15 protein-coding genes are annotated in these 21,946 nt (G+C 71.2%); 7 read left to right on the top strand and 8 right to left on the bottom strand.

What is annotated here, in order from left to right; all coding sequences use genetic code 11:
• Positions 1–302 precede the first annotated feature (302 nt).
• Positions 303–2,504, top strand: a complete 2,202-nt coding sequence (locus QQA02_RS03415) for an HNH endonuclease signature motif containing protein (RefSeq protein ID WP_284863302.1) — start codon at positions 303–305, stop codon at positions 2,502–2,504.
• Positions 2,505–2,531: 27 nt separating this feature from the next.
• Here the strand turns inward: QQA02_RS03415 and QQA02_RS03410 are convergent, their stop codons facing one another.
• Positions 2,532–5,279 carry a DEAD/DEAH box helicase gene (locus QQA02_RS03410; RefSeq protein WP_284863300.1) on the bottom strand — a complete coding sequence of 916 codons (2,748 nt, stop codon included), beginning with the start codon at positions 5,277–5,279 and terminating at the stop codon, positions 2,532–2,534.
• Between the two features lie 424 nt (positions 5,280–5,703).
• Between QQA02_RS03410 and QQA02_RS03405 the strand changes: the two genes are divergently transcribed.
• The 3 genes from QQA02_RS03405 (at position 5,704) to QQA02_RS03395 (ending at position 9,199) form a co-directional block, all read left to right on the top strand.
• Positions 5,704–6,831 carry a CE1758 family FMN-dependent luciferase-like monooxygenase gene (locus QQA02_RS03405; protein WP_284775363.1) on the top strand — a complete coding sequence of 376 codons (1,128 nt, stop codon included), beginning with the start codon at positions 5,704–5,706 and terminating at the stop codon, positions 6,829–6,831.
• A gap of 100 nt (positions 6,832–6,931) precedes the next feature.
• Entirely contained in the window at positions 6,932–7,645 is a 714-nt protein-coding gene (locus QQA02_RS03400) for an FMN reductase (RefSeq protein WP_284775362.1), read from the top strand.
• Positions 7,646–7,801: 156 nt separating this feature from the next.
• Positions 7,802–9,199, top strand: coding sequence for an L-serine ammonia-lyase (locus QQA02_RS03395; protein WP_284775359.1), 1,398 nt, complete (start codon positions 7,802–7,804; stop codon positions 9,197–9,199).
• 122 nt (positions 9,200–9,321) lie between these two features.
• On the opposite strand, the gene hisS is transcribed toward QQA02_RS03395, so the two are convergent.
• Together hisS and QQA02_RS03385 are read right to left on the bottom strand one after the other, a co-directional pair.
• Complete coding sequence (hisS, locus tag QQA02_RS03390; RefSeq protein ID WP_284863298.1) at positions 9,322–10,599, bottom strand: histidine--tRNA ligase; 1,278 nt, start codon at positions 10,597–10,599, stop codon at positions 9,322–9,324.
• Positions 10,600–10,744: 145 nt separating this feature from the next.
• Complete coding sequence (locus QQA02_RS03385; protein WP_284863297.1) at positions 10,745–11,461, bottom strand: MBL fold metallo-hydrolase; 717 nt, start codon at positions 11,459–11,461, stop codon at positions 10,745–10,747.
• Positions 11,462–11,577: 116 nt separating this feature from the next.
• On the opposite strand from QQA02_RS03385, the gene QQA02_RS03380 reads away from it, so the two are divergent.
• The 3 genes from QQA02_RS03380 to QQA02_RS03370 all read left to right on the top strand — a co-directional run bounded on the left by QQA02_RS03380 (position 11,578) and on the right by QQA02_RS03370 (position 13,663).
• Positions 11,578–12,429, top strand: a complete 852-nt coding sequence (locus QQA02_RS03380) for a peptidylprolyl isomerase (protein WP_284863295.1) — start codon at positions 11,578–11,580, stop codon at positions 12,427–12,429.
• Positions 12,430–12,686: 257 nt separating this feature from the next.
• On the top strand, positions 12,687–13,046 hold the full coding sequence (locus QQA02_RS03375) for a hypothetical protein (protein WP_284775350.1): 360 nt from the start codon (positions 12,687–12,689) through the stop codon (positions 13,044–13,046).
• A 227-nt stretch (positions 13,047–13,273) separates the two neighbouring features.
• On the top strand, positions 13,274–13,663 hold the full coding sequence (locus QQA02_RS03370) for a hypothetical protein (RefSeq protein ID WP_284863293.1): 390 nt from the start codon (positions 13,274–13,276) through the stop codon (positions 13,661–13,663).
• Positions 13,664–13,855: 192 nt separating this feature from the next.
• Here the strand turns inward: QQA02_RS03370 and QQA02_RS03365 are convergent, their stop codons facing one another.
• The 5 genes from QQA02_RS03365 to secD form a co-directional block, all read right to left on the bottom strand.
• Positions 13,856–16,138 carry a RelA/SpoT family protein gene (locus tag QQA02_RS03365; protein WP_284863291.1) on the bottom strand — a complete coding sequence of 761 codons (2,283 nt, stop codon included), beginning with the start codon at positions 16,136–16,138 and terminating at the stop codon, positions 13,856–13,858.
• A 170-nt stretch (positions 16,139–16,308) separates the two neighbouring features.
• Positions 16,309–16,875 (bottom strand): adenine phosphoribosyltransferase, encoded by a 567-nt coding sequence (locus tag QQA02_RS03360; protein WP_284863290.1) that lies wholly within the window; start codon positions 16,873–16,875, stop codon positions 16,309–16,311.
• A 51-nt stretch (positions 16,876–16,926) separates the two neighbouring features.
• Entirely contained in the window at positions 16,927–18,654 is a 1,728-nt protein-coding gene (locus QQA02_RS03355) for a periplasmic substrate-binding domain-containing protein (protein WP_284863289.1), read from the bottom strand.
• Positions 18,655–18,669: 15 nt separating this feature from the next.
• Positions 18,670–19,881, bottom strand: a complete 1,212-nt coding sequence (gene secF, locus QQA02_RS03350; protein ID WP_284863288.1) for a protein translocase subunit SecF — start codon at positions 19,879–19,881, stop codon at positions 18,670–18,672.
• A gap of 3 nt (positions 19,882–19,884) precedes the next feature.
• Positions 19,885–21,813 (bottom strand): protein translocase subunit SecD, encoded by a 1,929-nt coding sequence (gene secD, locus QQA02_RS03345; protein ID WP_284775337.1) that lies wholly within the window; start codon positions 21,811–21,813, stop codon positions 19,885–19,887.
• Between the last annotated feature and the right edge of the window lie 133 nt (positions 21,814–21,946).

Below are 21,946 nucleotides of genomic sequence, written 5' to 3'. Positions count from 1 at the left end.
ACGTCCCGGTGGTGCGCGTCGGCGCGTGCGTGCGGGTGGGCGCGTGGCGCGCCTGACGGCGCGCGACGTGCCACCGGTTGACCGGACCTGATTGGCCGAATCTGACCAGCACTGCCACCCGGCCAGCACTGCCGCCCGGCCACATGTGACTCATATCACTTGCCACACGACAACTTCCCCACCCCCTCCCCTTGCGTTCGTACATACATTCGCATAGCATGATGGACAGAACGGAAAGCACGGGGGGATCGACTGGCCGGCAGCAGGCCTCCCCCGGGATCAGGGCCCAGGGAGGTGACCCGATGACCACCGCGACCGCACTCAACTCCGACGGACCGGACTCCGCGCGCGTCCGCGAGGTCAACTCCCTGATCGAGCGGATCTCGAGCGACATGGAGCAGGTCTCCGAGCTCATCGACACCTCGGTGATGGCCCGCGAGTTCCAGGCCATGCTGCCCGCGCTGGTCGACCTCGAGAAGGCGATGGGCTCGAAGACCGTCATCGATCACACGGTCGCACACCTGGCCGGACTGCACCACGCCGGCAACCTGACGGGCACCTCGCGGGTGGACCTGTTCCTGGCGCAGGTCTTCGACCTCTCGCGTGCCGAGGCCCGCGCCCGTGTCGACGGCGCCGAGAACACCTACGGCCCCGCCCGCCCCGCGGCGGCGCCGGACCCGACGCGGGACCCCGAGCCCGGCACGGACGCTGGTGATGGCACCGACCCCGGTGCCGGCGCTGACGGGGCGGGCGCGGATTCCGGCACCGGTAGTGTGCCCGGCGACGGTTCGCCGGGTGACGGTGCGGATCCGGGCGCCGATGGTGCGCCCGGCGACGGCGACGACTGGTCCTCCGAGGCTCCCGGCGGCGGGCCCGCCGGCGACGCCGAGTCCGAGCGGGAACGCCTCGAGCGCGAGCGTGAAGAGCGTGAGCGTGAAGAGCGTGAGCGTGAGGAACGCCAGCGCCGGGAGCAGGAGCGTCTCGACCGTGAGAAGGCCGAGCGCCGGGCGGCCGAAGAACGCCGCCGCCAGGCCGAGGCCGACCGCCGGGAGGCCAACCGCCGCGCCCGCGAGAAGAAACTCGCCGCCGAGAAGCTGCGCATCATCAATAACGAGCTGAAGAACCTGCTCGACGAGGCCGAGGTCGGCGCCGAGGAACTGCGCCGTCAGGCGATCGAGGAGGCCGACAACCGCTCGCCGGAGGATCTGCGTGACTGGATCCGCAACCGCGTCGCCGAGGCCAACCTGAACTCCGGTGACCCGCTGGCCGCCTTCAAGAACCGGTGGCTGTGGATGTCGGAGCAGCAGGCCGACGGAGGCGTGCACCTCAAGGGCTATCTCCCCGCCCCGACGGCCGCGCTCCTGAAGCACCTCATGGCCGGCGCGATCCCGGGCTTCGACCGCCCCAAGGACGACGAGGCGGACGCCGACGTGCTCGACCTGGGCATCCCCGGGCTGGACCCGGACGGGGTCGCCGCCACCCGCGCCAAGCGCAACGGGCCCGACCGGCGCCGCCGCGCCGAGCGGTATGCGGACCTCCTGCACCACGTGCTCAGCGCCTACGCCGCCGGCAAGACGGAGGACACCGGCAACGCCTCGATCGTCCTCTCGCTCATCGCCGACGACGCCGACGAGATCATGCAGGCCGGCGCCGACATCGAGACGGACCCGGCCAAGGCGCGGAGGGCCTTCATGAAGAGGCACCCGACGAACACCGGGATCGACCTCTCGCTCTTCGAGCTGATGAAGATCAAGGCGAAACCCTACGACTACCTCGTCCTGCACGACACCGCGGGCAACCCGCTCTACGCGGGCAGGGCCCGAAGACTGGGGAACTTCCTGCAGAGGGTCGCGCTGTTCGCCGCGGAAGGAGTGTGCTCGTACCCGGGCTGTACCGCGCCCGCCGACTTCGTCGAGCTCCACCACGACTGGCCCCACAGCGACGGTGGCCCCACGGACATCAACAACCTGACCTTCCGGTGCAAGGAACACCACAGGGACAACAACGACAAACGCGACATGCAGGCCTCCCGCGGATGGTCCGCGCGGGACCCGAAGACCGGACGGATGGGGCATACCCCGCCGGCGGCGTCCTCGGACACCTCCGGGGTGACGATCAACCGGACGGAACGGGCGCACTTCTCCGCCGGCGAACGGATCCGCCGCAAGTACGAACACCTGGACAGTGAGTCCGGGGACCACAACGCACACCCGACCGACGGGAGCAGTGCGCCCGCAGCCGGGCGAGATCCCGACGGGACCGGTGTGCCCGGGGACCCGGACGAGACCTGGATGGCGGACTACGAGGACTACCTCGCCGAGAAGTACGCCGAGGAGGCCGCGGAGGCGGGCGGACCCGGGACCGGAGCCGGAGCCGGCCACCCCACCGGGGACGGATTCGACGAGCCCGAGGACACCCACTACGCCGCGCCCCTGAACTTCGACGATGAAGGCCGGGCGGGCGAGGACTGGCCCGGCGACGAGCCGACGCTGTTCAGCGCCTGAGCGACTCGCCCGGCGCGCTGGGCGCCTCTAGGCCTCTCCCCCGGTGTCCCCCTCGGCCTCCCCGCCGACATTCCACCGCTTGCGCTCCGCGGCGATGATCTCCTCGGCAAGCTGCGACTCGGAGACGTCCACCGCGTCGTGCACCCGCGCCGACTCCGACTCCCGGGCGTAGGCGTCGAAGACCTTGGTCTTCTGCCCCAGGATCTCCAGGAGCCGCTCATCGGCGGTGTCGTCGGCGACCAGCCGGTGCACCAGCACCGTGGACGTCTGCCCCATGCGGTGGGCACGCGCGATCGCCTGCGCCTCGATGGAGGGCTTGACCTGAGGCTCGACGAGGATGACCACGCTGGCGGCCTGGATGTTCAACCCCGCCCCCGCCGCGGTGATCTGGGCGAGCAGCACCGCCGGCCCGTCCACCGCGGCGAACTCGTCGACGAGGTCCTGCCGCTTCGCCGCGGCCACCGACCCGTCGACCGTGCCCACGACGGTCTTACCGAGCTCCTTGTCCAGCCGCGCCAGCACGTCGAGGAAGAACGAGAAGATGAGCACCTTGCGCCCGGCCTCGGCGGCCTCGTCGACGATCTCGCGCAGGCGCTGAAGCTTCGCCGGCACGCCCACGGGCGTGGTCATGGGCGCGCGGCGCATGGCCATCCAGCCGCCCTCGCGCACGGCCTCGAGGTAGTGGCGCCGGTCCTGGTCGTTGAGGTCGATCCAGTCGATCGTCTCGGTCTTCTGCGGCAGTTCGTCGAGCACGTCGTCCTGGTTGCGCCGCAGGTACACCGGCGCGACCCGGCGCCGGAACTCGCGGGCGGAGAGGTCCTCCACGTCGAGCTGCGGGGCGATGTAGCCGACGAGGTGCTCGAAGTCGACCACGGCGTTCTCCAGCGGGGTGCCCGTCATCAGCAGCGCGTGCGCCGCCGAGTCGACCAGCCGGGCGACCGCCCGGGAGCGCTGCGCCTCCGGGTTCTTGATCATGTGCGCCTCGTCGACGATCACGAACTCGGGCGCGCCCAGCCGCGCGGCCATGGTGCGCGCGCCGTCGTAAGTCACCACGCAGAACCCGCCCTCGCTGCGCCAGGCGTCGACGAGGTCCTCCTTGACCGCGCCGTGGGCGCGGAAGACGGGCAGCCCGTCGGTGAAGTTCTTGATCTCGCGCTCCCAGTTGACCACCACGGAGGCCGGGCACACCACGAGCACGCGGGTGCGCGCCACCCCGTCGACGGCGGCGACGTGCGCGGCCGCGGCGATCGCCTGGACGGTCTTGCCCAGGCCCATCTCGTCGCCGAGGACGGTCTTCTTCTGCACCACCGCGAAGCGCGCGCCGAAGGACTGGTAGCCGCGCAGGTGCAGGTCCGCGTCCAGGAAGGTGCGGTCGAGGCGCAGCGCCCGGATCGCGGCGAGCGTGTCGGCGTCGAGGTCCTCGCCGCCGGTCTTCTGGTTGCCCAGCAGATCCGCCAGCAGCCCCTGGTAGTGCGCGGGTCGGCGCTGGTAGTCGGCCCACGGGTTCACGGTCACGGTCAGCCCCCGGAAGGTGTCGAGCACCTGCGGGTTGGCCTGCGCCCAGGCGATGTCGCCGCGGAAGCGGGCGTAGGCCTCGTTGCTCCTCTCCCCGCCGGAGAACGCCACCGCCCACCGGTCGGGGTCGCCGGCCGCCACGTTCCAGTCCTTCGACAGGTCGGCGATCTCGAAGAGCCGCCTGCGGCGCGCCTGCTGTTCCTCGTCGAGGTCCGGCAGGGCGTCGTAGCGCGCCAGGACGTCCACCAGCTGCACGGCGTACCGGGTGCGCTCGGTGCCGATGTCGCGGCGCGGCTCGGCGGCGGCCTCGGAGAAGAGCGTCTCGGCGGCGGCCTTGAGCCGGTCGGCGGAGCGCTCCCCGATGCCGGGGATCTGGCGCAGCTGGCCGACGTGGGCGCGGCGCACGTCGCCGACGGTCTTCACGCCGGCCTCCGGAAGCCCGGAGATACGCAGCCTGTCGGCGGTGACCTCGCGCAGCGTCTCCAGCGGCATGCCGTCCAGCAGCTGCTCGGCCTCGACCCGCCCGCGGTCGGCGAGGATCCGCTCGAGCTGTGCGCGCAGCGTGGCCTCGGAGAACGGGTCGTCGCGCGCGGCCCGCGCCCGCTCGAGCACCGCGGCGACCGGCCCCGGATCGAACGGGTTGAGCCCCACCGACCCCGTGGTGCCGAAGTGCCCGTTGAGCGCGTCCTTGACCGCCTCGCGCGCGGCCTTCAGGTAGCGGCCGGGGGTGCCGTGCGAGCCCGGGAAGAGGTGCACGCCCTCGCGCTGCAGCTCGGTGGCCGTGTGCATCCGGTCGAGCGCCCCGCGGGCACGCACGAGGGTGCCGCGCGAGTCGATCTCACCGAGCACGCGCTCCAGCTCCGCTGCGGCCAGGCGCGCGGCGTCGACGCGCCCGCCTCCGAAGAGCCGGCCGAAGAACCCGGGTGCGGCCCTCTTCGCCCGCTTGCGGAGCTCCGGGACTTCCGCGGCGTCGTCGACGAGTGCGAGCAGCGCCTCGCCGAGCCCCGGGTCCGCGTTTGCCTCCTGCACGGCGTAGAAGCCGTCCGGCCACGTCAGCGCCCACGGGGTGAGAAAGCAGATCCACTCGCCGGTGTCGGAGTCGCGCAGGTACGAGCTGTTGAGGTCCCCGGCGCGCGGCGAGGCCACCCAGCCGGCGAGCCACTCGGCGGCCTCCCGGGACTCCTTGGCCCCCGACGTCACCTCATCGGCACGCCCCAGCAGGGTCTGGAGCTCGACGGAGGTGAAGGTGTGCTGCGACATGGACGAGATTCTGCCACGGCGCCCGGGCCCGATTTCCGACGCCCCGTTGCTCCCCCACCGCGCACGGGCGCGGCGTCCGCACCGGGGACAGGTGCGGTGTCTGCGTCGGGTCCAGGTGCGGTGGGTGCGTGGGTGCAGATGCGGTGTCTGCGTCGGGTACAGGTGCGGCGTGCCCGGCGCGCGCGGCGCCGACGAGCCTTACCCGACGCGCCCGGGAATACCCGCCCCACAACGTTTGTTGACATGTCATAGCGTGGCGCACAGTGTCACCCCACATGAATGAAAGACACCCGACGAAATCTTCATCCCACTAACCACTCCGTACAGTCAGTGAGCGACGGCGGACGCCACCGTCGGGACCGGCCAAGTTGAGCCACCCCCACGGCGCCGGCCGCCCGAGCAGTCAGAGTCAGGAGCCCCACCCATGCAGTTCGGCATCTTCACCATCGGAGACGTCACCGAGGACCCCACCACCGGGCGCACCCCCACCGAGGGCGAGCGCATCGAGGCGATGACGAAGATCGCGCTCAAGGCCGAGGAGGTCGGCCTCGACGTCTTCGCCACCGGCGAGCACCACAACCCGCCCTTCGTGCCCTCCTCACCCACGACGCACCTGGCCTACATCGCGGCCCGGACCGAGCGCATCCTGCTGTCGACATCCACGACTCTGATCACCACCAACGACCCGGTCAAGATCGCCGAGGACTACGCCTTCCTGCAGCACCTGTCCGGTGGGCGCAACGACCTGATGCTCGGCCGCGGCAACACCGGCCCGGTCTACCCGTGGTTCGGCAAGGACATCCGCCAGGGCATCCCGCTGGCCGTGGAGAACTACCACCTGCTGCGCCGCCTGTGGCGCGAGCGCTCCATGACTTGGCAGGGCAAGTTCCGCACACCCCTGCAGGGCTTCACCGCGACGCCGTGGCCGCTTGACGACGTCCCGCCCTTCGTGTGGCACGGATCCATCCGCTCGCCGCAGATCGCCGAACAGGCCGCCTACTACGGCGACGGCTTCTTCCACAACAACATCTTCTGGAACAAGGAGCACACGGCCAAGATGGTCGGCATCTACCGCCGCCGCTTCGAGGCCTACGGCCACGGCCGCGCCGACCAGGCCATCGTGGGCCTGGGCGGGCAGGTCTTCATCGGCGACACCGAGCAGGAGGCCGTCGACTTCTTCCGCCCCTACTTCGACCACGCCCCCGTCTACGGCCACGGGCCGAGCCTCGAGGAGTTCAGTGAGCTGACCCCGCTGACCGTCGGCACCGCCGAGCAGGTCATCGAGCGCACCCTGACCTTCGCCGACTGGGTCGGCGACTACCAGCGCCAGATGTTCCTCATCGACCACGCCGGCCTGCCGCTCAAGGTCGTCCTCGACCAGATCGAGCGCCTCGGCCGCGACGTCGTGCCCGAGCTGCGCCGCCGCTTCGAGGAGCGCCGCCCCGAAGGCGTGCCCAGCGACCCGCCCACCCACGCCAGCCTGAAGGCCGCCGGCTCCGGACCCCACTTCGAGGTCGCCCCGGGCGCCCGCGGCGAAAACCCGCAGGCGTAGCGTCACAGGCAAGCCTCACACGTCCAGGCCGCCCAACCCAACGAGCTTCACCCGGTTCAACCGGCACACCCGAAACACCTTCACCGAGAGGAGTATCCCAGTGCGCCACCTGACAGTGGTCACCGCGGGACTGTCCACCCCGTCGACTACCCGGCAGGTCGCCGACCAGATCGCCGACTCCGTGACCGCCGCGGTCTCCGCGCGCGGCGAGGCCGTCGAGGTCCACGTCATCGAGCTGAAGGACCTCGCCGTCGACCTCGCCCAGGCGATGGTCTCCGCCGGCATCGCCTCCCCCGCCCTGACCGAGGCCAAGCGCCTGATCAGCGAGTCCGACGGCCTGATCGCCGTCACCCCCGTCTTCAAGGCGAGCTACACCGGCCTGTTCAAGATGTTCTTCGACGTCCTGGACCCGAAGGCCATCGTCGGCATGCCCGTCGTCGTCGCGGCCACCGCCGGATCCCCGCGCCACTCACTCGTCCTCGAGTACGCGGTGCGCCCCATGTTCGCCTACCTGCGCGCCACCGTGATGCCCACCGGCGTCTTCGCCGCCACCGGGGACTTCGGCACCGAGGCCGGCCGCGCCCTGACCCAGCGCATCACCCAGGCCGCCGGCGAGCTGGCCGAGAAGATGGTCACCCAGCACGACTCCGTCGGCGGGCTCGGCGGAGCCACCGCCCGCGGCCAGGTCGAGCCCGAGGAGACCCGCGAGCGCGCCGCCACCCGCGCCGCGGCGAAGGCCCGGCGCACCGGCACCGACCCCGAGGAGGAGTTCACCCCCTTCGCAGACCTGCTCGCCAGCCACGACGGCCGGTAACGCCACCACACGCGGCCGCCGCGGGCGGCCGCGGCGCACCGACGGTACGGTGACCGCGCACGGCGCGCTGCGCGACGTCGGCAATAGCGCGGGCGGGCGCACAACGTGCGTAGGCTGGGGTGCCGCACCGACCGCGACCGAGAGGAACCCGACGCCGTGACCATCAGCATCGTCGACATGTTCAGCCTGGGCATCGGGCCGTCGTCCTCGCACACCGTCGGCCCCATGCGCGCCGCGAAGGACTTCCTCGACTCCCTCGACGAGGCTCCGAAGCGCGTGCGCGTCGAGCTACGCGGCTCGCTCGCGGCCACCGGACGCGGCCACGGCACCGACCGCGCCGTCGTCCTGGGCCTGGCCGGCCACGAGCCCGAGACCGTGCCCGCCGACGCCGATCCGGTGCCCGGTGCCAACGTGCCCGTCTTCGGGACCGCCAAGGGCCCGCGCGGCAGCGTCGACTACGTCATCGACCTCAACCCCAAGCAGCTGCCCGCCCACCCCAACGGCATGCTGTTCACCGTCGTCGACGATCACGACGAGCAGCTGACCGAGCCGGTGGACTACTACTCCGTCGGCGGCGGGTTCATCCTCACCGGCGCCCAGCTGCGCGCCGAGCACGAGGAGGCCAACCAACTTACGGCCGCCCAGGACCCGCACCCGGTGCCGCACCCCTTCGCCTCCGGCGAGGAGCTGCTGGCCCGCTGCGCGGAGACCGGCAAGTCGATCCCCCGGATCGTCCGCGAGAACGAGGACGCCCTGCACGCCGAGGACGGCGGCTGGCCGGTGGTCGCCGCGCACCTCGACGCGGTGTGGAAGACCATGCGCGAGTGCGTGCTCGCCGGCATGACCACCCCGGGCACCCTGCCGGGCGGCCTGGGAGTCAAGCGCCGCGCGCCGATCCTGCTCGAGCAGCTGCGCGACCAGGCCACCCGCAACGCCGCCGGCTTCGGCGCGATGGAGTGGGTCAACCTCTACGCCATGGCCGTCAACGAGGAGAACGCCGCCGGCGGGCGCGTGGTCACCGCCCCGACTAACGGCGCGGCCGGCATCATCCCCGCCGTAATGCACTACGCGCGCGACTTCCTGCTCGACTTCGACGAGGAGACCGCCCGCGACTTCCTGCTCGCCGCCGGGGCGGCCGGCTCGATCATCAAGGAGAACGCCTCGATCTCGGGGGCGGAGGTCGGCTGCCAGGGCGAGGTCGGCTCGGCCTCCGCGATGGCGGCCGCCGGGCTGTGCGCGGTGCTCGGCGGCACCCCGGCGCAGATCGAGAACGCCGCCGAGATCGGCCTCGAGCACAACCTGGGGCTGACCTGCGACCCCGTCGGCGGGCTGGTGCAGATCCCGTGCATCGAGCGCAACGCCATCGGCGCGGTCAAGGCTATCAACGCCGCGCGCCTGGCCCGCCTCGGCGACGGCACCAACCGCGTCTCGCTCGACGACGTCGTGACGACCATGGCCGCCACGGGACGCGACATGAGCTCCAAGTACAAGGAGACCGCCATGGGCGGCCTCGCGGTCACCCTCGGGATGCCGGTCAGTTTCACCGAGTGCTGACGCCGCGGGGGGGGCTGAGGCCCCGCCGACAGCCCTACAGCCGCCCTCAAGCGGCCCTACAGCCGCCCTCGAGCGGCCCTGCAGCCGCCCTCAAGCGGCCCTGCAGCCGCCCTCAAGCGGCTCTACAGCCGCCCGGTCAGGTACTCGACCACGCGGTCGACGGCGACGGTCTCCTGCTCGCGGGCCTCGAGGTCGCGCACGGTCACGGTGCCGTCGGCCAGCTCGGACTCGCCGAGCACCAGCGCGAAGCGCGCCCGGGCGCGGTCCGCGCCCTTCATCGCGCCCTTGAGCCCACGGCCGCCGTAGGCCATGTCCGCCGACACGCCGGCGGCGCGCAGGCGGTTGACCATCCCGGCCATCCGGCCGCGGGCCTGGTCGCCCAGCGGCACGCCGTAGACGTCGACGCGGCGGCCCACACCCAGGTCCGCGGCGGTGATGCCCTCGGCCTGGAGCGCCAGCACGGTGCGGTCCACGCCGAGGCCGTAGCCGATGCCGGAGAGGTCCTGCCCGCCGAGCTGGCCCATCAGCCCGTCGTAGCGCCCGCCGCCGCCGATGCCGGACTGCGCGCCGAGACCGTCGTGGACGAACTCGAAGGTGGTCTTGGTGTAGTAGTCCAGCCCGCGGACCATGCGCGGGTTGACGGTGTACTCGACGCCGAAGTCGTCGAGCAGCCCGGTGACGGTCTCGAAGTGCTCGCGGCACTCGGCCGAGAGGTGGTCGAGCATCAGCGGTGCGTCGGCGGTCATCTCGCGGACCTCCTCGCGCTTGTCGTCGAGCACACGCAGCGGATTGATCTCGGCGCGGCGCCGGGTCTCCTCGTCCAGCGGCAGGTCGAAGAGGAACTTCTGCAGCTTCTCGCGGTAGGCCGGCCGGCAGGTCTTGTCGCCCAGGCTGGTCAGCTCGAGGCGGAAGCCGCTCAGGCCCAGCGCGCGGTAGGAGCGGTCGGCCAGCGCGACGACCTCGGCGTCGAGGGCAGGGTCGTCGACACCGATGGCCTCGATGCCGACCTGCTGCAGCTGGCGGTAGCGGCCGGCCTGCGGGCGCTCGTAGCGGAAGAACGGGCCGGCGTAGTTGAGCTTGACCGGCAGCTGGCCGCGGTCGAGGTTGTGCTCGATGACGGCGCGCATCACGCCGGCCGTACCCTCGGGCCGCAGGGTCACGCTGCGCCCGCCGCGGTCGGCGAAGGTGTACATCTCCTTGGTCACCACGTCGGTGGACTCGCCCACGCCGCGGGCGAAGAGGTCGGTGTCCTCGAAGACGGGCAGCTCGATGTGCTCGTAGCCGGCCAGATGGGCCTGGCGGATGAAGGTGTCACGCACCGCGAGGAACTCCGCCGAAGCCGGCGGGACGTAGTCGGGCACGCCCTTAGGGGCACTGTGGGTCTGCTGCTTGTCACTCACGCATGAGATGGTACCGCGCTCAATTGACGACGCCGCGCCCCGCCTCCCCCGGGTGCCCTCCCGCACCGTCGCCGTGGCGGGGTGGCGGGCTGCGCCCGCCACCCGACGGCACAGCCGTGCGGGCAGGGCCGCGGTCGCGGAGGGCCTAGCGCTCTTCGGTGCCGCCGGCCTCACTTTCGGGGTGGCGGGCCTCATCCCCGGTGCCGCCGGCTCCGCCGGCGGCACGCATGAAGGGGCCGGCGAAGGGGTTGGTGGCGCGCTCGGCGCGCACCGTCGTCGTGGGCCCGTGGCCGGGCAGCACCGGCAGGGCGTCGTCAAGCGCCGCGACGGGGCCGGCCAGCGTCTTCTTCATCGCTGCCGGGTCCGAGTAGGGCAGGTCGGTGCGCCCGATCGAGCCGCGGAAGAGCACGTCGCCGGAGAGCACCACCTCCTCGGCGATCAGCAGCACGCTGCCCGGCGAGTGTCCGGGCGCGTGCGCCACGCGGAAGTCGTGGCCGACGAGGGTGACCACCGCGGCGTCGTCAAGCGGGCACACCTCCTCCGGCTGGGTCATGGTCGCCGCGTCGAAGAGGCGGGCGGTCTCGGGGAGCACGCCGTCGCCGCCGGCGAGCATGAAGCGGTCGTCGGGGTGGATGTAGACGGGCACGCCGAAGCGGTTGGTCAGCTGGGCGGCGTCGCGGGTGTGGTCGATGTGGCCGTGGGTGCACACGACGGCCTCGAGCTCCAGGTCGAGCTTTCCCAGCACGTCCATGACCGGGGCGAAGGCGTGCATGCCCGCGTCGACGACCACGCAGCGACCGTCCTCGATGAGCAGGTAGCAGTTCGTCTTGTACGGGCCGGTGGCGAATCCCTGGATCTCCATGGCCTCGACCCTAGACGCTGCCGCTACAATGACGTGGCGTTACCGCGGCCCGCCGGCCCTCTGAGCTTTGCCGGCCGCGGGGAAGAGACGAAGTAGACGGAAAGGTTCCCGCCGAAGTGAGTAACGAGCAACGCGGCCAGGAGGCGCTCGACGCCCTCGACAAGGCGCTCAAGAGCCGCGACCGCGCGGAGAAGAGCAAGCCACTGGCCGTCGTGGCCATGTCCGCCGTGGCCATCCTCGCCATCGTCGGCGTGGTCTGGTTCCTGGCCACCCGCGACTCCGAGGAGGACGTCGTCGCCGACGACGCCGCCGAGTCCACCGAGCAGACCTCCGAGGCGCAGGTCGAGCCGCTGGCCCTGCAGCGCGAGACCCCGCTGCCGGAGACCGTGACCTGCAGCTACGACGACGCCGGCGAGGCCGCCCGCGAGGTGAGCAAGCCGCAGACCGAGAACGTGCCCGCCACCGGCGAGGTCACCGTGACCCTGCAGACCGGCCAGGGCCCGATCCCGATGACCCTGGACCGTTCGGTCTCCCCGTGCACCGTCAACGCCTTCGTGCACATGTCCAAGCAGGGCTACTTCAACGACACCGTCTGCCACCGCATGACGTCCGGCGCGCTGAACGTGCTGCAGTGCGGCGACCCGACCGGCACCGGCTCCGGCGGTCCCGGCTTCCAGTTCGCCAACGAATACCCGACCGACGAGATGGGCGCGCAGACCGGAAAGACCGTGACCTACCCGCGCGGGACCGTCGCCATGGCCAACTCCGGCCCGGACACCAACGGCTCGCAGTTCTTCCTCAACTACGACGACTCGCAGCTGCCGCCGGACTACACCTACTTCGCCAAGATCACCGACGAGGGCATGGACACCCTCGGCAAGATCGCCGAGGCCGGCGTCGAGGGCGGCGCCTCCGACGGCGCGCCCGCCGAGGAGGTCCGCATCTCCGAGGCCACGGTCAACAAGTAGACCGCCCGGAGGCCCCGCGGGGTCTCCCCCCCCCAGGGCGCAAGCCCGAACGCCCGACCCGGCCGGTGCCGCGCGCACCGGCCGGGTCTTCTTGTGCCCCGTCCCGGAGGCACGTGTAGGTGTGCGCCGGCGCGGGGCGGCGGGATCGGCCGCGCCCGGTTTCCTGCACGAATGTGCCGCCGTGACCGGGCGCTTGTAATATCCCCGTGGCAGTGCGCGATGGAGCGCCCGGAACCCGAGAACCCAGGAGGACCACCATGAAGCTTGTTTCCCGCACCGGCCTCGTCGCCGCCGCCACCGCCGTCACCGTGACCGCCACCGGCCTGGTCGCCCCGGCCGCCAACGCGGAGACCACCGGCACCGAGGGTGTCGTCGCCACCGCCGGCACGGGCGTGCGCGCCGCCGACTCGAACGGCGGCTCCTCGAAGTCGGAGTCCACCGCGAACGGGGGCAACTCCTCCACGAGCGACAACGCCCTGACCGAGATGTGGAACAAGGGCCCCGAGGGCAAGGTCGAGGCCTTCGCCACCGTCATCGGCGGCATGCTCGGCGTCGTCGCCGTGCTCGCACTGATCAGCCGCGGCCTGACCGAGCTGACCAAAGCCATCGGCAAGTAGGCCTCCCCCAGACCCCGGGCCGTGCTCTCGCTCACAACAGCGAATCGCGGCCCGGGGTTTTTTCGCCCCCCGGCTTTACGGCGGGCCCGGAGGCGATCTCCGGGACCGATTCACCTGATCACTACCTGTTTATTTCTTGTCAGTGAACTGTTGCCCGGCGGCGTTTCCGCCGCTATGGTTTTGGACGAGCTTTCAACCACGAGCATGTTCGGGAGGACACGAACCCCATGAAGCTTTTCACCCGTAAGGGCATCGTCACCCTCGGCGCCACCGTCGCCATCGCCACCACCGGTATCGTCGCCCCGGCCCACGCCGAGGAGTCCCCGGCGCCCGAGACCAACGCGGTCTACAACTCCGAGAAGGAAGCCAACGAGCACAACGCGACGGTGACCAACTCCTCGGATTACGCGTGCAGCTGGGTGGATCCGGAGACCGGCAAGTCGCACAATGTCACTGACTCCAGCGTGATTAACTCCCTCCACTGCGCGTGGAAAACCGGCGGCTTCGAGAAGCAGCTGGGCATCATCACCGGCTTCGCCACCCTGGTTACCACCGTGATCGGCGTCGCCTCCGCCGTCTTCAACATGGCCAAGAAGGTCGCTCCCGACATGTTCTAAGGTTTTGTCTCAGTCTGACTGAGAACACCACCCGCCCCGACCGGTCGTCCGGCCGCGGGCGGGTTTTCGCGTAGCTGGCCCCGCCCGACGGACACGGCGCCCCTGAAACAGGCACAGCCCCGCGCCACGCGCGCGGATGCGCGCCCACGCGGGGCAGGCGGGACGTCGTCAATCGACGCGCCCCACGGGCGCTCAGGCGGTCACGCGGTAGACGTCGAAGACGCCCTCGGTGTTGCGCAGCGCGGTGATCAGCGCGCCGAGCTGCTTCGTGTCGGAGACGGCGAAGGTGAAGCGGATCGTGGCGATGTGGTCGTCGCCGGCCTTAGAGTTCATCGCCAGCACCGACAGGTTCTGCTCGCTGACACACCGGGTGATCTCCATGAGCAGCCCGCCGCGGTCCAGCGCCTCGACCTGCAGCGTCGCGGTGAAGGCGTTGCCCTGGTCCGAGCCGGCCCAGGAGACGTCGATGAGGCGCTCCGGCTCCTCGCGCAGCTTGGGCGCGTTGGTGCAGTCCGTGCGGTGCACCGAGACCCCGCCGCCGCGGGTGACGAAGCCGAAGATCTCGTCGCCCGGCACCGGCTGGCAGCACTTGGCCAGCTTCGCCAGCACGTCCGGGCTGCCCTCCACGAGCACGCCCGGCCCACTGACGGCCTGCGGGCGGTGCTCGGCCTTGTCCGCCAGCTCCGCCAGCGGCATGCGGCTCATCAGCTCGTCCTCGGCGGAGTCCTCGTCGCCGAAGATGGCCATCAGGCGGTGCGCGACGTGTTGCGCGGAGACCGAGCCCGAGCCGATCGCCGTGTAGAGCGCGTCGACGTCCGGGTAGTGCAGCTCCGTGGCCACCGTCTTCATCGACTGCGCGGTGAACAGGCGGTGCAGCGGCAGCCCGCCACGCTGCACCTCGGCGGCCAGCGCGTCGCGGCCGGCCTCCAGGTGCTCCTCGCGGCGCTCCTTGGAGAACCACTGGCGGATCTTCGCCTTCGCCCGCGGCGAGACGACGAAGTCCTTCCAGTCCGCCGAGGGCCCGGCGTGCTGGTCCTTGGAGGTGAAGATCTCCACCCGGTCGCCCGACTTCAGCTTCGTCTCGAGGGCGACGAGCTTGCCGTTGATCTTCGCGCCGATGCAGCGGTGGCCGACCTCCGTGTGCACCGAGTAGGCGAAGTCGACCGGGGTGGAGTCCACCGGCAGGTTGACCACGTCGCCCTTCGGGGTGAACACGAAGATCTGCTTGGCCGTCAGGTCGTAGCGCAGCGCGTCGAGGAACTCGTTGGGGTCGGCGGCCTCCTTCTGCCAGTCGAGCAGCTGGCGCATCCACGCCATCTGGTCGATCTCGGCCTGGTCGCCCTTGTGCGAACCCTTAGTCTCCTTGTAGCGCCAGTGCGCCGCGATGCCGAACTCCGCGTTGTAGTGCATCTCGTGGGTGCGCACCTGGACCTCGAGCGGGCGGCCCGAGTCCGTCATCACCGTGGTGTGCAGCGACTGGTAGACGCCGAAGCGCGGCGCCGAGATGTAGTCCTTGAAGCGCCCCGGCATCGCCGCGTAGAGGGCGTGGACCACGCCGATGGCCGCGTAGCAGTTGTTGACGTTGTCGACGAGCACGCGGATGCCGACCAGGTCGAAGATCTCGTCGAACTCGTGGCCGCGCACGATCATCTTCTGGTAGATGGACCAGTAGTGCTTCGGCCGGCCCATCACCTCGGCCTCGATGTTGTTCTCCTTCAGCGCGACCTTGAGCTGCGCCATGATCTCCTCGAGGGCGCGGTCGCGCTGCGGGGCGCGGTCGGCGACGAGACGGACGATCTCGTCGTACTTCTTCGGGTAGAGGATGGCGAAGGAGAGGTCCTCGAGCTCCCACTTGACGTTGGCCATGCCCAGGCGGTGCGCCAGCGGGGCGATGACCTCGAGGGTCTGGCGGGCCTTCTTCGCCTGCTTCTCCGGGGGAAGAAAGCGCATGGTGCGCATGTTGTGCAGGCGGTCGGCGACCTTGATCACCAGCACGCGCGGGTCGTGGGCCATCGCGACGATCATCTTGCGGATCGTCTCGGCCTCCGCGGCCGCGCCCAGGGCGACCTTGTCCAGCTTGGTCACCCCGTCGACGAGGCGCGCGACCTCCTCGCCGAAGTCCTCGGTGAGCTGCTCGAGGGTGTAGTCGGTGTCCTCGACCGTGTCGTGCAGCAGGGCGGCGACCAGCGTGGTGGTGTCCATGCCGATCTCCGCGGCGATGGTGGCCACCGCCAGCGGGTGGGTGATGTACGGGTCGCCCGACTTGCGGTAGACGCCGTCGTGGAGGCGCTCCGCGGTGGCGTAGGCACGGTCGAGCACCGCCCCGTCCGCCTTCGGGTGGAACTGCCGGTGGATGCTCAGCAGCGGCGCGAGCACCGGGTTGATCTTCGGGCGGTTGCCCGTCAGGCTGCGTGCCAGGCGCGCGGACATGCCCCGCACACCGATGCTCCTGCCCCGGCCGTTCTCCTGGGTCATGTCCCTACACCTTACCTTCGCCTCTTGAGGCCCGGACCCGCGTCCGGTACGCCTCTTTGGGCCCCGGGCACTGGCCCGGGGCCAGTCGAAAGCCCGCGCCCCGACTGCCGGCCTGATCGCCGGATGTGCGGCCGGCCGCTGACTTTCGGGCCGGCCGCGTCAGCCGGCGCTCAGGCCTCGACCGTGTCCTGCGAGATCACGCTCAGGGGCACGTCCCCGAGCTTCTCGCGGCCGCCCAGGCCGTCGACCTCGAGGACGACGACGTTGCCGACGACCTCTGCACCCGAGCTCGCCAGGAGCTTCGCCGCCGCGCCCAGGGTGCCGCCGGTGGCCAGCACGTCGTCGACGAGCACGACCTTGCGGCCCTCGAGGTTCATCGCGCCGGCCGGGATCTCGAGTGCCGCCGTGCCGTACTCGAGGGCGTACTCCTCGGTGTGCACCGGCGGGGGCAGCTTGCCCTGCTTGCGGATCGCCAGCACGCCCAGGCCCAGCTTGTAGGCCACCGCCGCGCCCAAAAGGAAGCCGCGCGCGTCAAGTCCGCCGATCAGGTCCGCGCCGTCCTCGACGGCCGCCTGGGCCAGCGCGTCGACCACGGTGCCGAACGCCTCGGCGTCCGCCAGCACCGGGGTCAGGTCCTGGAAGACCACGCCCTCCTCCGGGAAGTCCGGCACGAGCCGGACGTGCTCCTTGAGCGCGGCCGCGGCCTCGGGAAACCTGGTCTGAGTCTTACCTGCCAACTTGAATCTCTCCCATAGTTCTCTCCTTGCCGGATCCCGGCGCACCGGCGCCTAGCCGATGCGCCACCGGTCCATGTTCCAGCCGATGCCGGCGAGACCTGTGTACACGTTCACGTTACCCATCTCGCGGTCGGTCGCGAATACGCGGGGCTGGGAGGCCAGCGGAATCGCGCGCACGCGGCGCCACTCCCCCGCCTCCGCGGCCTGCAGCGCCCGCCAGCCGCGCTGGCCCGGGGCGAGCGCGGAGTACTCGGCGACCGGGTCGACGGCCTTGAGCACCGCGTCGACGCGGTCCTCGCCCGCCGGGGACACCCCGATCAGGTCGCCGAGCTGCCCGGTGGTCTCCGAGACGTCCTCCACGGTGATCCCGGCAGGCTCGCAGCTGCGCCGGATGGACTCGACCATCGCGGCCTTGCGCGGGTCCGGGCCCATGTAGCCGATGCGGACGGTCTTGCCCTTGAGCCGGCCGGCCAACGCCTGGTCGGTGCCCAGGTGGACGTCGGAGACCTCCGCGACGTGCGCCGCGTCCGGGTCGGTCGGGTTGAGCACGTGCATCGCCACCGCCGGGACCTCCACGCCGGAGACCCGCGAGCTCTCCGCGGCGACGTCCTTCTGGTCCACGCACGCGTTGAAGGCGTCGCGGTCCTCCGGCGTGGCGAAGACGCCGCCCTCGCCGAGCAGCAGCGTCTCCGTCAGGTAGCCGACCTCGGGGTGGATCTCGTAGCGGTTGCCCGGGTTGTCGCGGTCGATGAAGGAACCGTCGGTGCGCGTGATGTCCGCGGCGACGACGTCCGCCTGCGCGGCCAGGGCGTGGGTGTCCACCGACGGCGGCCAGACGACCAACGTCGGCTCCTCGGCGGGGGCACCGTGGTAGTGCTCGTTGCGCACCAGGCGGACCTCGCCGTGCTCGCCGACGGAGTCGACGCGGTAGGGCCCGTAGCCCAGCTGCAGGCCCTCGTCGAACTCGGAGAGCCGGAAGCCGTCGCGCCACACCCGCGCGACCTCGCGCAGGGCGTCGGGCACCGCGGCGTCGGAAATCTCGGTGGCGGCGGCGCCCTCGGCGCCCTCGGCGCCGGTCGCGCCGGCGGCGGCCTGCGCGGCGTCGGCGCCCGAGGCACCTTGCGTACCGGAACCGCCCGCGCCGGGCAGCGCGGCGTCGAGAAGCGGCACCAGGTCCTGCTCGGCCACGCCGGCGCGCTGCGCGATGGCGTGGGCCGGCAGGATCTCGCCGGGGCCGAACAGTTGGCGCCAGCGGGTGCCCGCGCCTTCGACGAGGCTGAGCTGGAAGCGCTTGGCGCCGGGGCGGCACTGCACGGACTCGACCTGGTCGGTCCACGGCAGCTGCGCGCCGAAGAGGCGGTCGAGCTTGCCGGCGGCCACGGCGAGGTAGAAGTCGTCGCAGGTGACGGTGTGCCCGTCGGAGAAGGAGGCGTCCGGGGCGATGTCGTAGAGCACCTTGCGCTTGGCGCCGGGCAGCAGCTGCGTGCTGGCCAGGTCCGTGTTCGGGATCATCTGGCCGTTGGGCCCCGGGGTGTAGACGGCCGGGTAGACGCGCCCGGAGATCAGCTCCGCGTTCGTCGAGGCGCCGGTCAGTGAGGCGGCGTTGGTGGTCTCCAGCGGCGAGGAGACGACGTAGGCGGGGTGCCCGGTGTTCTCGCCGAGGTCCTCGCCGGCCTGATCATCCGAGCAGGAAGTCAGCGAGAGCGCGGTCGCCGCCGCGAGGACGGCGGCCGCGGCGGCGCGCAGGCGCCCCCGGCCCGGTCGTGCGGCGGCGGTCATGCGCGCCCTCCCCCGTCAGTTCCGGCCCGGGCGCCAGGTGGCGCCGGGGTGGCCGGGCGCCGGCGTCTCGGCGTCGTGCTCGGCCTGGTGCGCGGGGGCGGTCACGGTGCGCTTGCCGGTGGTGCCGGAGTTGCTTTCGCGCTCCGCGTCGGTCGCCGTGGCGTCGTCGACCTCGGCGTCGGGGTCCTCGCCGCGACGGTAGGCGGCGACGGCGGCGTTGTGCTCGCGGATCTCCTTGGAGCGCTCGGTCACGCTGACCAGGATCGGGGTGGCCAGGAAGATCGAGGAGAACACGCCCTCGACCACGCCGATGAGCTGGATGAGCGCGAGGTCCTGCAGGTCGCCGACGCCGAGCATCCACACGGCGACGATGATCAGCGCCACGATCGGCAGCGCGGAGATCACCGAGGTCGAGATCGAGCGCATCAGCGTCTGGTTCACGGCGGCGTTGGCGGCCTCCGCGTAGGTCTGTCTGCGCGAGTCGAGAAGCCCCGCGGTGTTCTCGCGGACCTTGTCGAAGACGATGACGGTGTCGTAGACGGAGAAGGACAGCACGGTCAAAAGGCCGATGATCACGGCCGGCGAGACCTCGAAGCCGAACAGCGCGTAGATGCCGGCGATGACGACGGCGTCGACGAGGAGGGCGGCCATGGCTGCGACGGCCATCTCACGGCGCAGGCGCACCGCGATGTAGAGGAAGGCCAGCAGCAGGAACACGCCCATCGAGATGAGCATGCGCTTAGTGATCGTCGAGCCCCAGGACTCGGAGACCGTCGAGTCGCCGATCGCGTCGGGGCTCGGGGTGCCGGTGGCGTCCTCCGGGTGGTAGGCCTCGAAGATCTCCTGGCGGGCGGCGTCGATCTGGTCCTGCGAGAGGCGCTCGGTGTTGATCTCCAGGGTTGCGGTGTCGCCGGAGCCGACGACCTGGGTCAGCTCGGGGGTGACCCCGGTGGCGTCGACGAAGGTCTGCTCGACCTCGTTGACGTTGAGCTCGGCGGCCGGCATGTTGATCTTGGTGCCGCCCTCGAAGTCGATCGACATGTCGAAGCCGCGGATGCCGATGGCGGCGACGCTGATGACGATGAACAGCGCGGTCAGCCAGTACCACAGCTTGGTGCGGCCGATGAAGTCGATGCCGCCCTCACCGGTGGAGATGCGGTCGAACAGGGAGTGGTTCATGTTCGCGTCGGGCTCGACGGGAACGTCGAGTGTCTTGGTCTCGGACATTGCTCAGTTCTCCTTGTCCTCGGGCTCCGCGCCCTGCGCGGGCGCGTCGCCGTCGGCGTCGGTGTGCTGCGAGACCGCGGTGGCGGTGCCCGCTTGACGACGTCCCGCCTCCCCGGCGTCGGCGGTTTCCGTCGCGGTGGCGGTGGTCGCCGTTGCGGTGCCGGTCGCAGGGGTGTTGACCGTGGCGGCGGCCTTGCGGCGGTCGGCGGCCAGGCGGAAGACCTTGCCCATGCCGTTGACGGCCGGGCGGGCCCAGAACGGCTTGCGCGAGCACAGCAGCATGATCGGGGCGGTCACCAGGAAGGTCACGACGAGGTCGAAGACCGTCGTCATGCCGAGGGTGAAGGCGAAGCCCTTGACCTCGCCGACGGCCAGGAAGTAGATGACCACGGAGGCGATCAGGGTGACCATGTTGCCGGTGACGATCGTCTGGCGGGCGCGGTGCCAGCCGCGGTGGGTCGCCGAGCGGAAGGTGTGGCCGTCCCTGACCTCGTCCTTGATGCGCTCGTAGATGACCACGAAGGAGTCCGCGGTGGCGCCGATGCCGATGACCAGGCCGGCGATGCCGGACAGGTCCAGCGAGTAGCCGATCCAGCGGCCCAGCAGCACCAGCGAGCCGTAGACCAGCGCGCCGGAGCAGACCAGGGTGAACAGCGAGATCAGGCCGTAGAGGCGGTAGTAGGCGAAGACGAAGACCGCGATCATGGCCAGGCCGACCAGGCCCGCGACCAGACCGGCCTTCAGCGAGGCCTCGCCGAGGGAGGCGGGCACGGTCTCGGCGGTGCCGCCGGGCTGGCCGTCCTCGCCGGCGAAGGACAGCGGCAGGGCACCGTACTTCAGGTTGTTGGCCAGGTCCTGCGCCTCCTTCTGGCTGAAGTCACCGGTGATCGCGGTGGCCGAGCCGGCCGGGGTCGGCGACTGGATGCGCGGGGCGGAGATGATCTGCGAGTCCAGGGTGATGGCGACCTGCTTCTGCAGGTACTCCTGGGTCAGGCGCGCCCAGGTGTCGGCGCCGGCGCCGCCGAAGGCGAAGCCGACCTGCATCTGGCCGGTCTGGGAGTCCAGGCCGCCCTCGATCGGGCGGTCGGTGTCGATCTGGGCGCCGGTGAGGCGCTCGCCGTCCGGGTTGTCGCCGACGAGCTCCGGGGAGGGCGCCAGCAGGTACGGCGCGCCGGAGGAGGCGTCGCAGGAGACCAGCGGCTTGGCCGGGTCGTCGGTGCCGGCCAGCGGGTCGACGGAGCCGTCGCACTTGATCAGGGCCATGGCGGCCAGCTGCGTGGTCGGGTCCTCGGACTGGCGGTCCTTGCGCAGCATCTCGGTGGTCTGCTGGCGGCGCTCGGTTGCCTCCAGCGAGTTCGCCGGCTCCGGCTTGGGCTCGGCGTTGATCTCCGGGGCCTTGATCTCCTCGCCGCCGAGCTGCTTGAGCTGGGCGGAGAGCTGATCGGCGGAGGTCTTGGCGTCCTCGGGGCTGATCACGTCGGCCTCGACCCAGCGCTCGGCTATGTCGGTGAAGGTCTGCGGCAGGGCGGCCATGTCCGGCATCTGCGGCTGGGCCACCGGGCGGAAGACCAGCTGCGAGGTCTGACCGACCGCGCGGGCCTGGCCGGCGTCGTCACCGGGGACGGTGATCACCAGCGTGTTGCCGTCGGCGACGACGTCGGCGCCGGAGACGCCCATGCCGTTGACGCGGTTCTGCAGAATGGTGCGCGCCTGGTTGAGCTGCTCCTGGGTCGGCTCCTCACCCTGGGGAACCAGGGTGATGCGGGTGCCGCCCTCCAGGTCGATGCCCAGCTTCGGTTCGGCCTTCCGGTCGCCGGTGAAAAAGATCAGGGCGTAGACGACCAGTACCAGGAGCAGAAAGACCCCCAGCGCCTTGAGCGGCCAGCTCCTGCCCGACGTCTGGGCGCCGCGCGGTCTCGCGGTTGTGGTCACGAACAAATCTCCTTGAACAGACACGCCGGAAGGCCTGTGCAGGCTCTCCCGGCCGTGATGGACGCACCTATGTTACGGCATGGTCCGCGCGTGTCGAAGAGTTGGTGCCGAAACATCATGGTGTCCCGGCTCA

This window comes from Corynebacterium sp. MSK006 (assembly GCF_030232385.1).
Lineage (GTDB): Bacteria > Actinomycetota > Actinomycetes > Mycobacteriales > Mycobacteriaceae > Corynebacterium > Corynebacterium frankenforstense_A.
The sequence above is the reverse complement of the archived record's forward strand: the minus strand, read 5'-3'. Positions and strand labels throughout refer to the sequence as shown.

Excerpts from the sequence above, each read along its gene's own strand:
- QQA02_RS03410 (WP_284863300.1), bottom strand. The coding sequence starts at position 5,279 with ATGTCGCAGCACACCTTCACCTCCGTCGAGCTCCAGACCCTGCTGGGG.
- QQA02_RS03385 (WP_284863297.1), bottom strand. The coding sequence starts at position 11,461 with ATGGAGATCCAGGGATTCGCCACCGGCCCGTACAAGACGAACTGCTAC.
- QQA02_RS03355 (WP_284863289.1), bottom strand. The coding sequence starts at position 18,654 with ATGACCGCCGCCGCACGACCGGGCCGGGGGCGCCTGCGCGCCGCCGCG.
- QQA02_RS03365 (WP_284863291.1), bottom strand. The coding sequence starts at position 16,138 with ATGACCCAGGAGAACGGCCGGGGCAGGAGCATCGGTGTGCGGGGCATG.
- QQA02_RS03370 (WP_284863293.1), top strand. The coding sequence starts at position 13,274 with ATGAAGCTTTTCACCCGTAAGGGCATCGTCACCCTCGGCGCCACCGTC.
- secF (WP_284863288.1), bottom strand. The coding sequence starts at position 19,881 with ATGTCCGAGACCAAGACACTCGACGTTCCCGTCGAGCCCGACGCGAAC.
- QQA02_RS03375 (WP_284775350.1), top strand. The coding sequence starts at position 12,687 with ATGAAGCTTGTTTCCCGCACCGGCCTCGTCGCCGCCGCCACCGCCGTC.
- QQA02_RS03405 (WP_284775363.1), top strand. The coding sequence starts at position 5,704 with ATGCAGTTCGGCATCTTCACCATCGGAGACGTCACCGAGGACCCCACC.
- QQA02_RS03415 (WP_284863302.1), top strand. The coding sequence starts at position 303 with ATGACCACCGCGACCGCACTCAACTCCGACGGACCGGACTCCGCGCGC.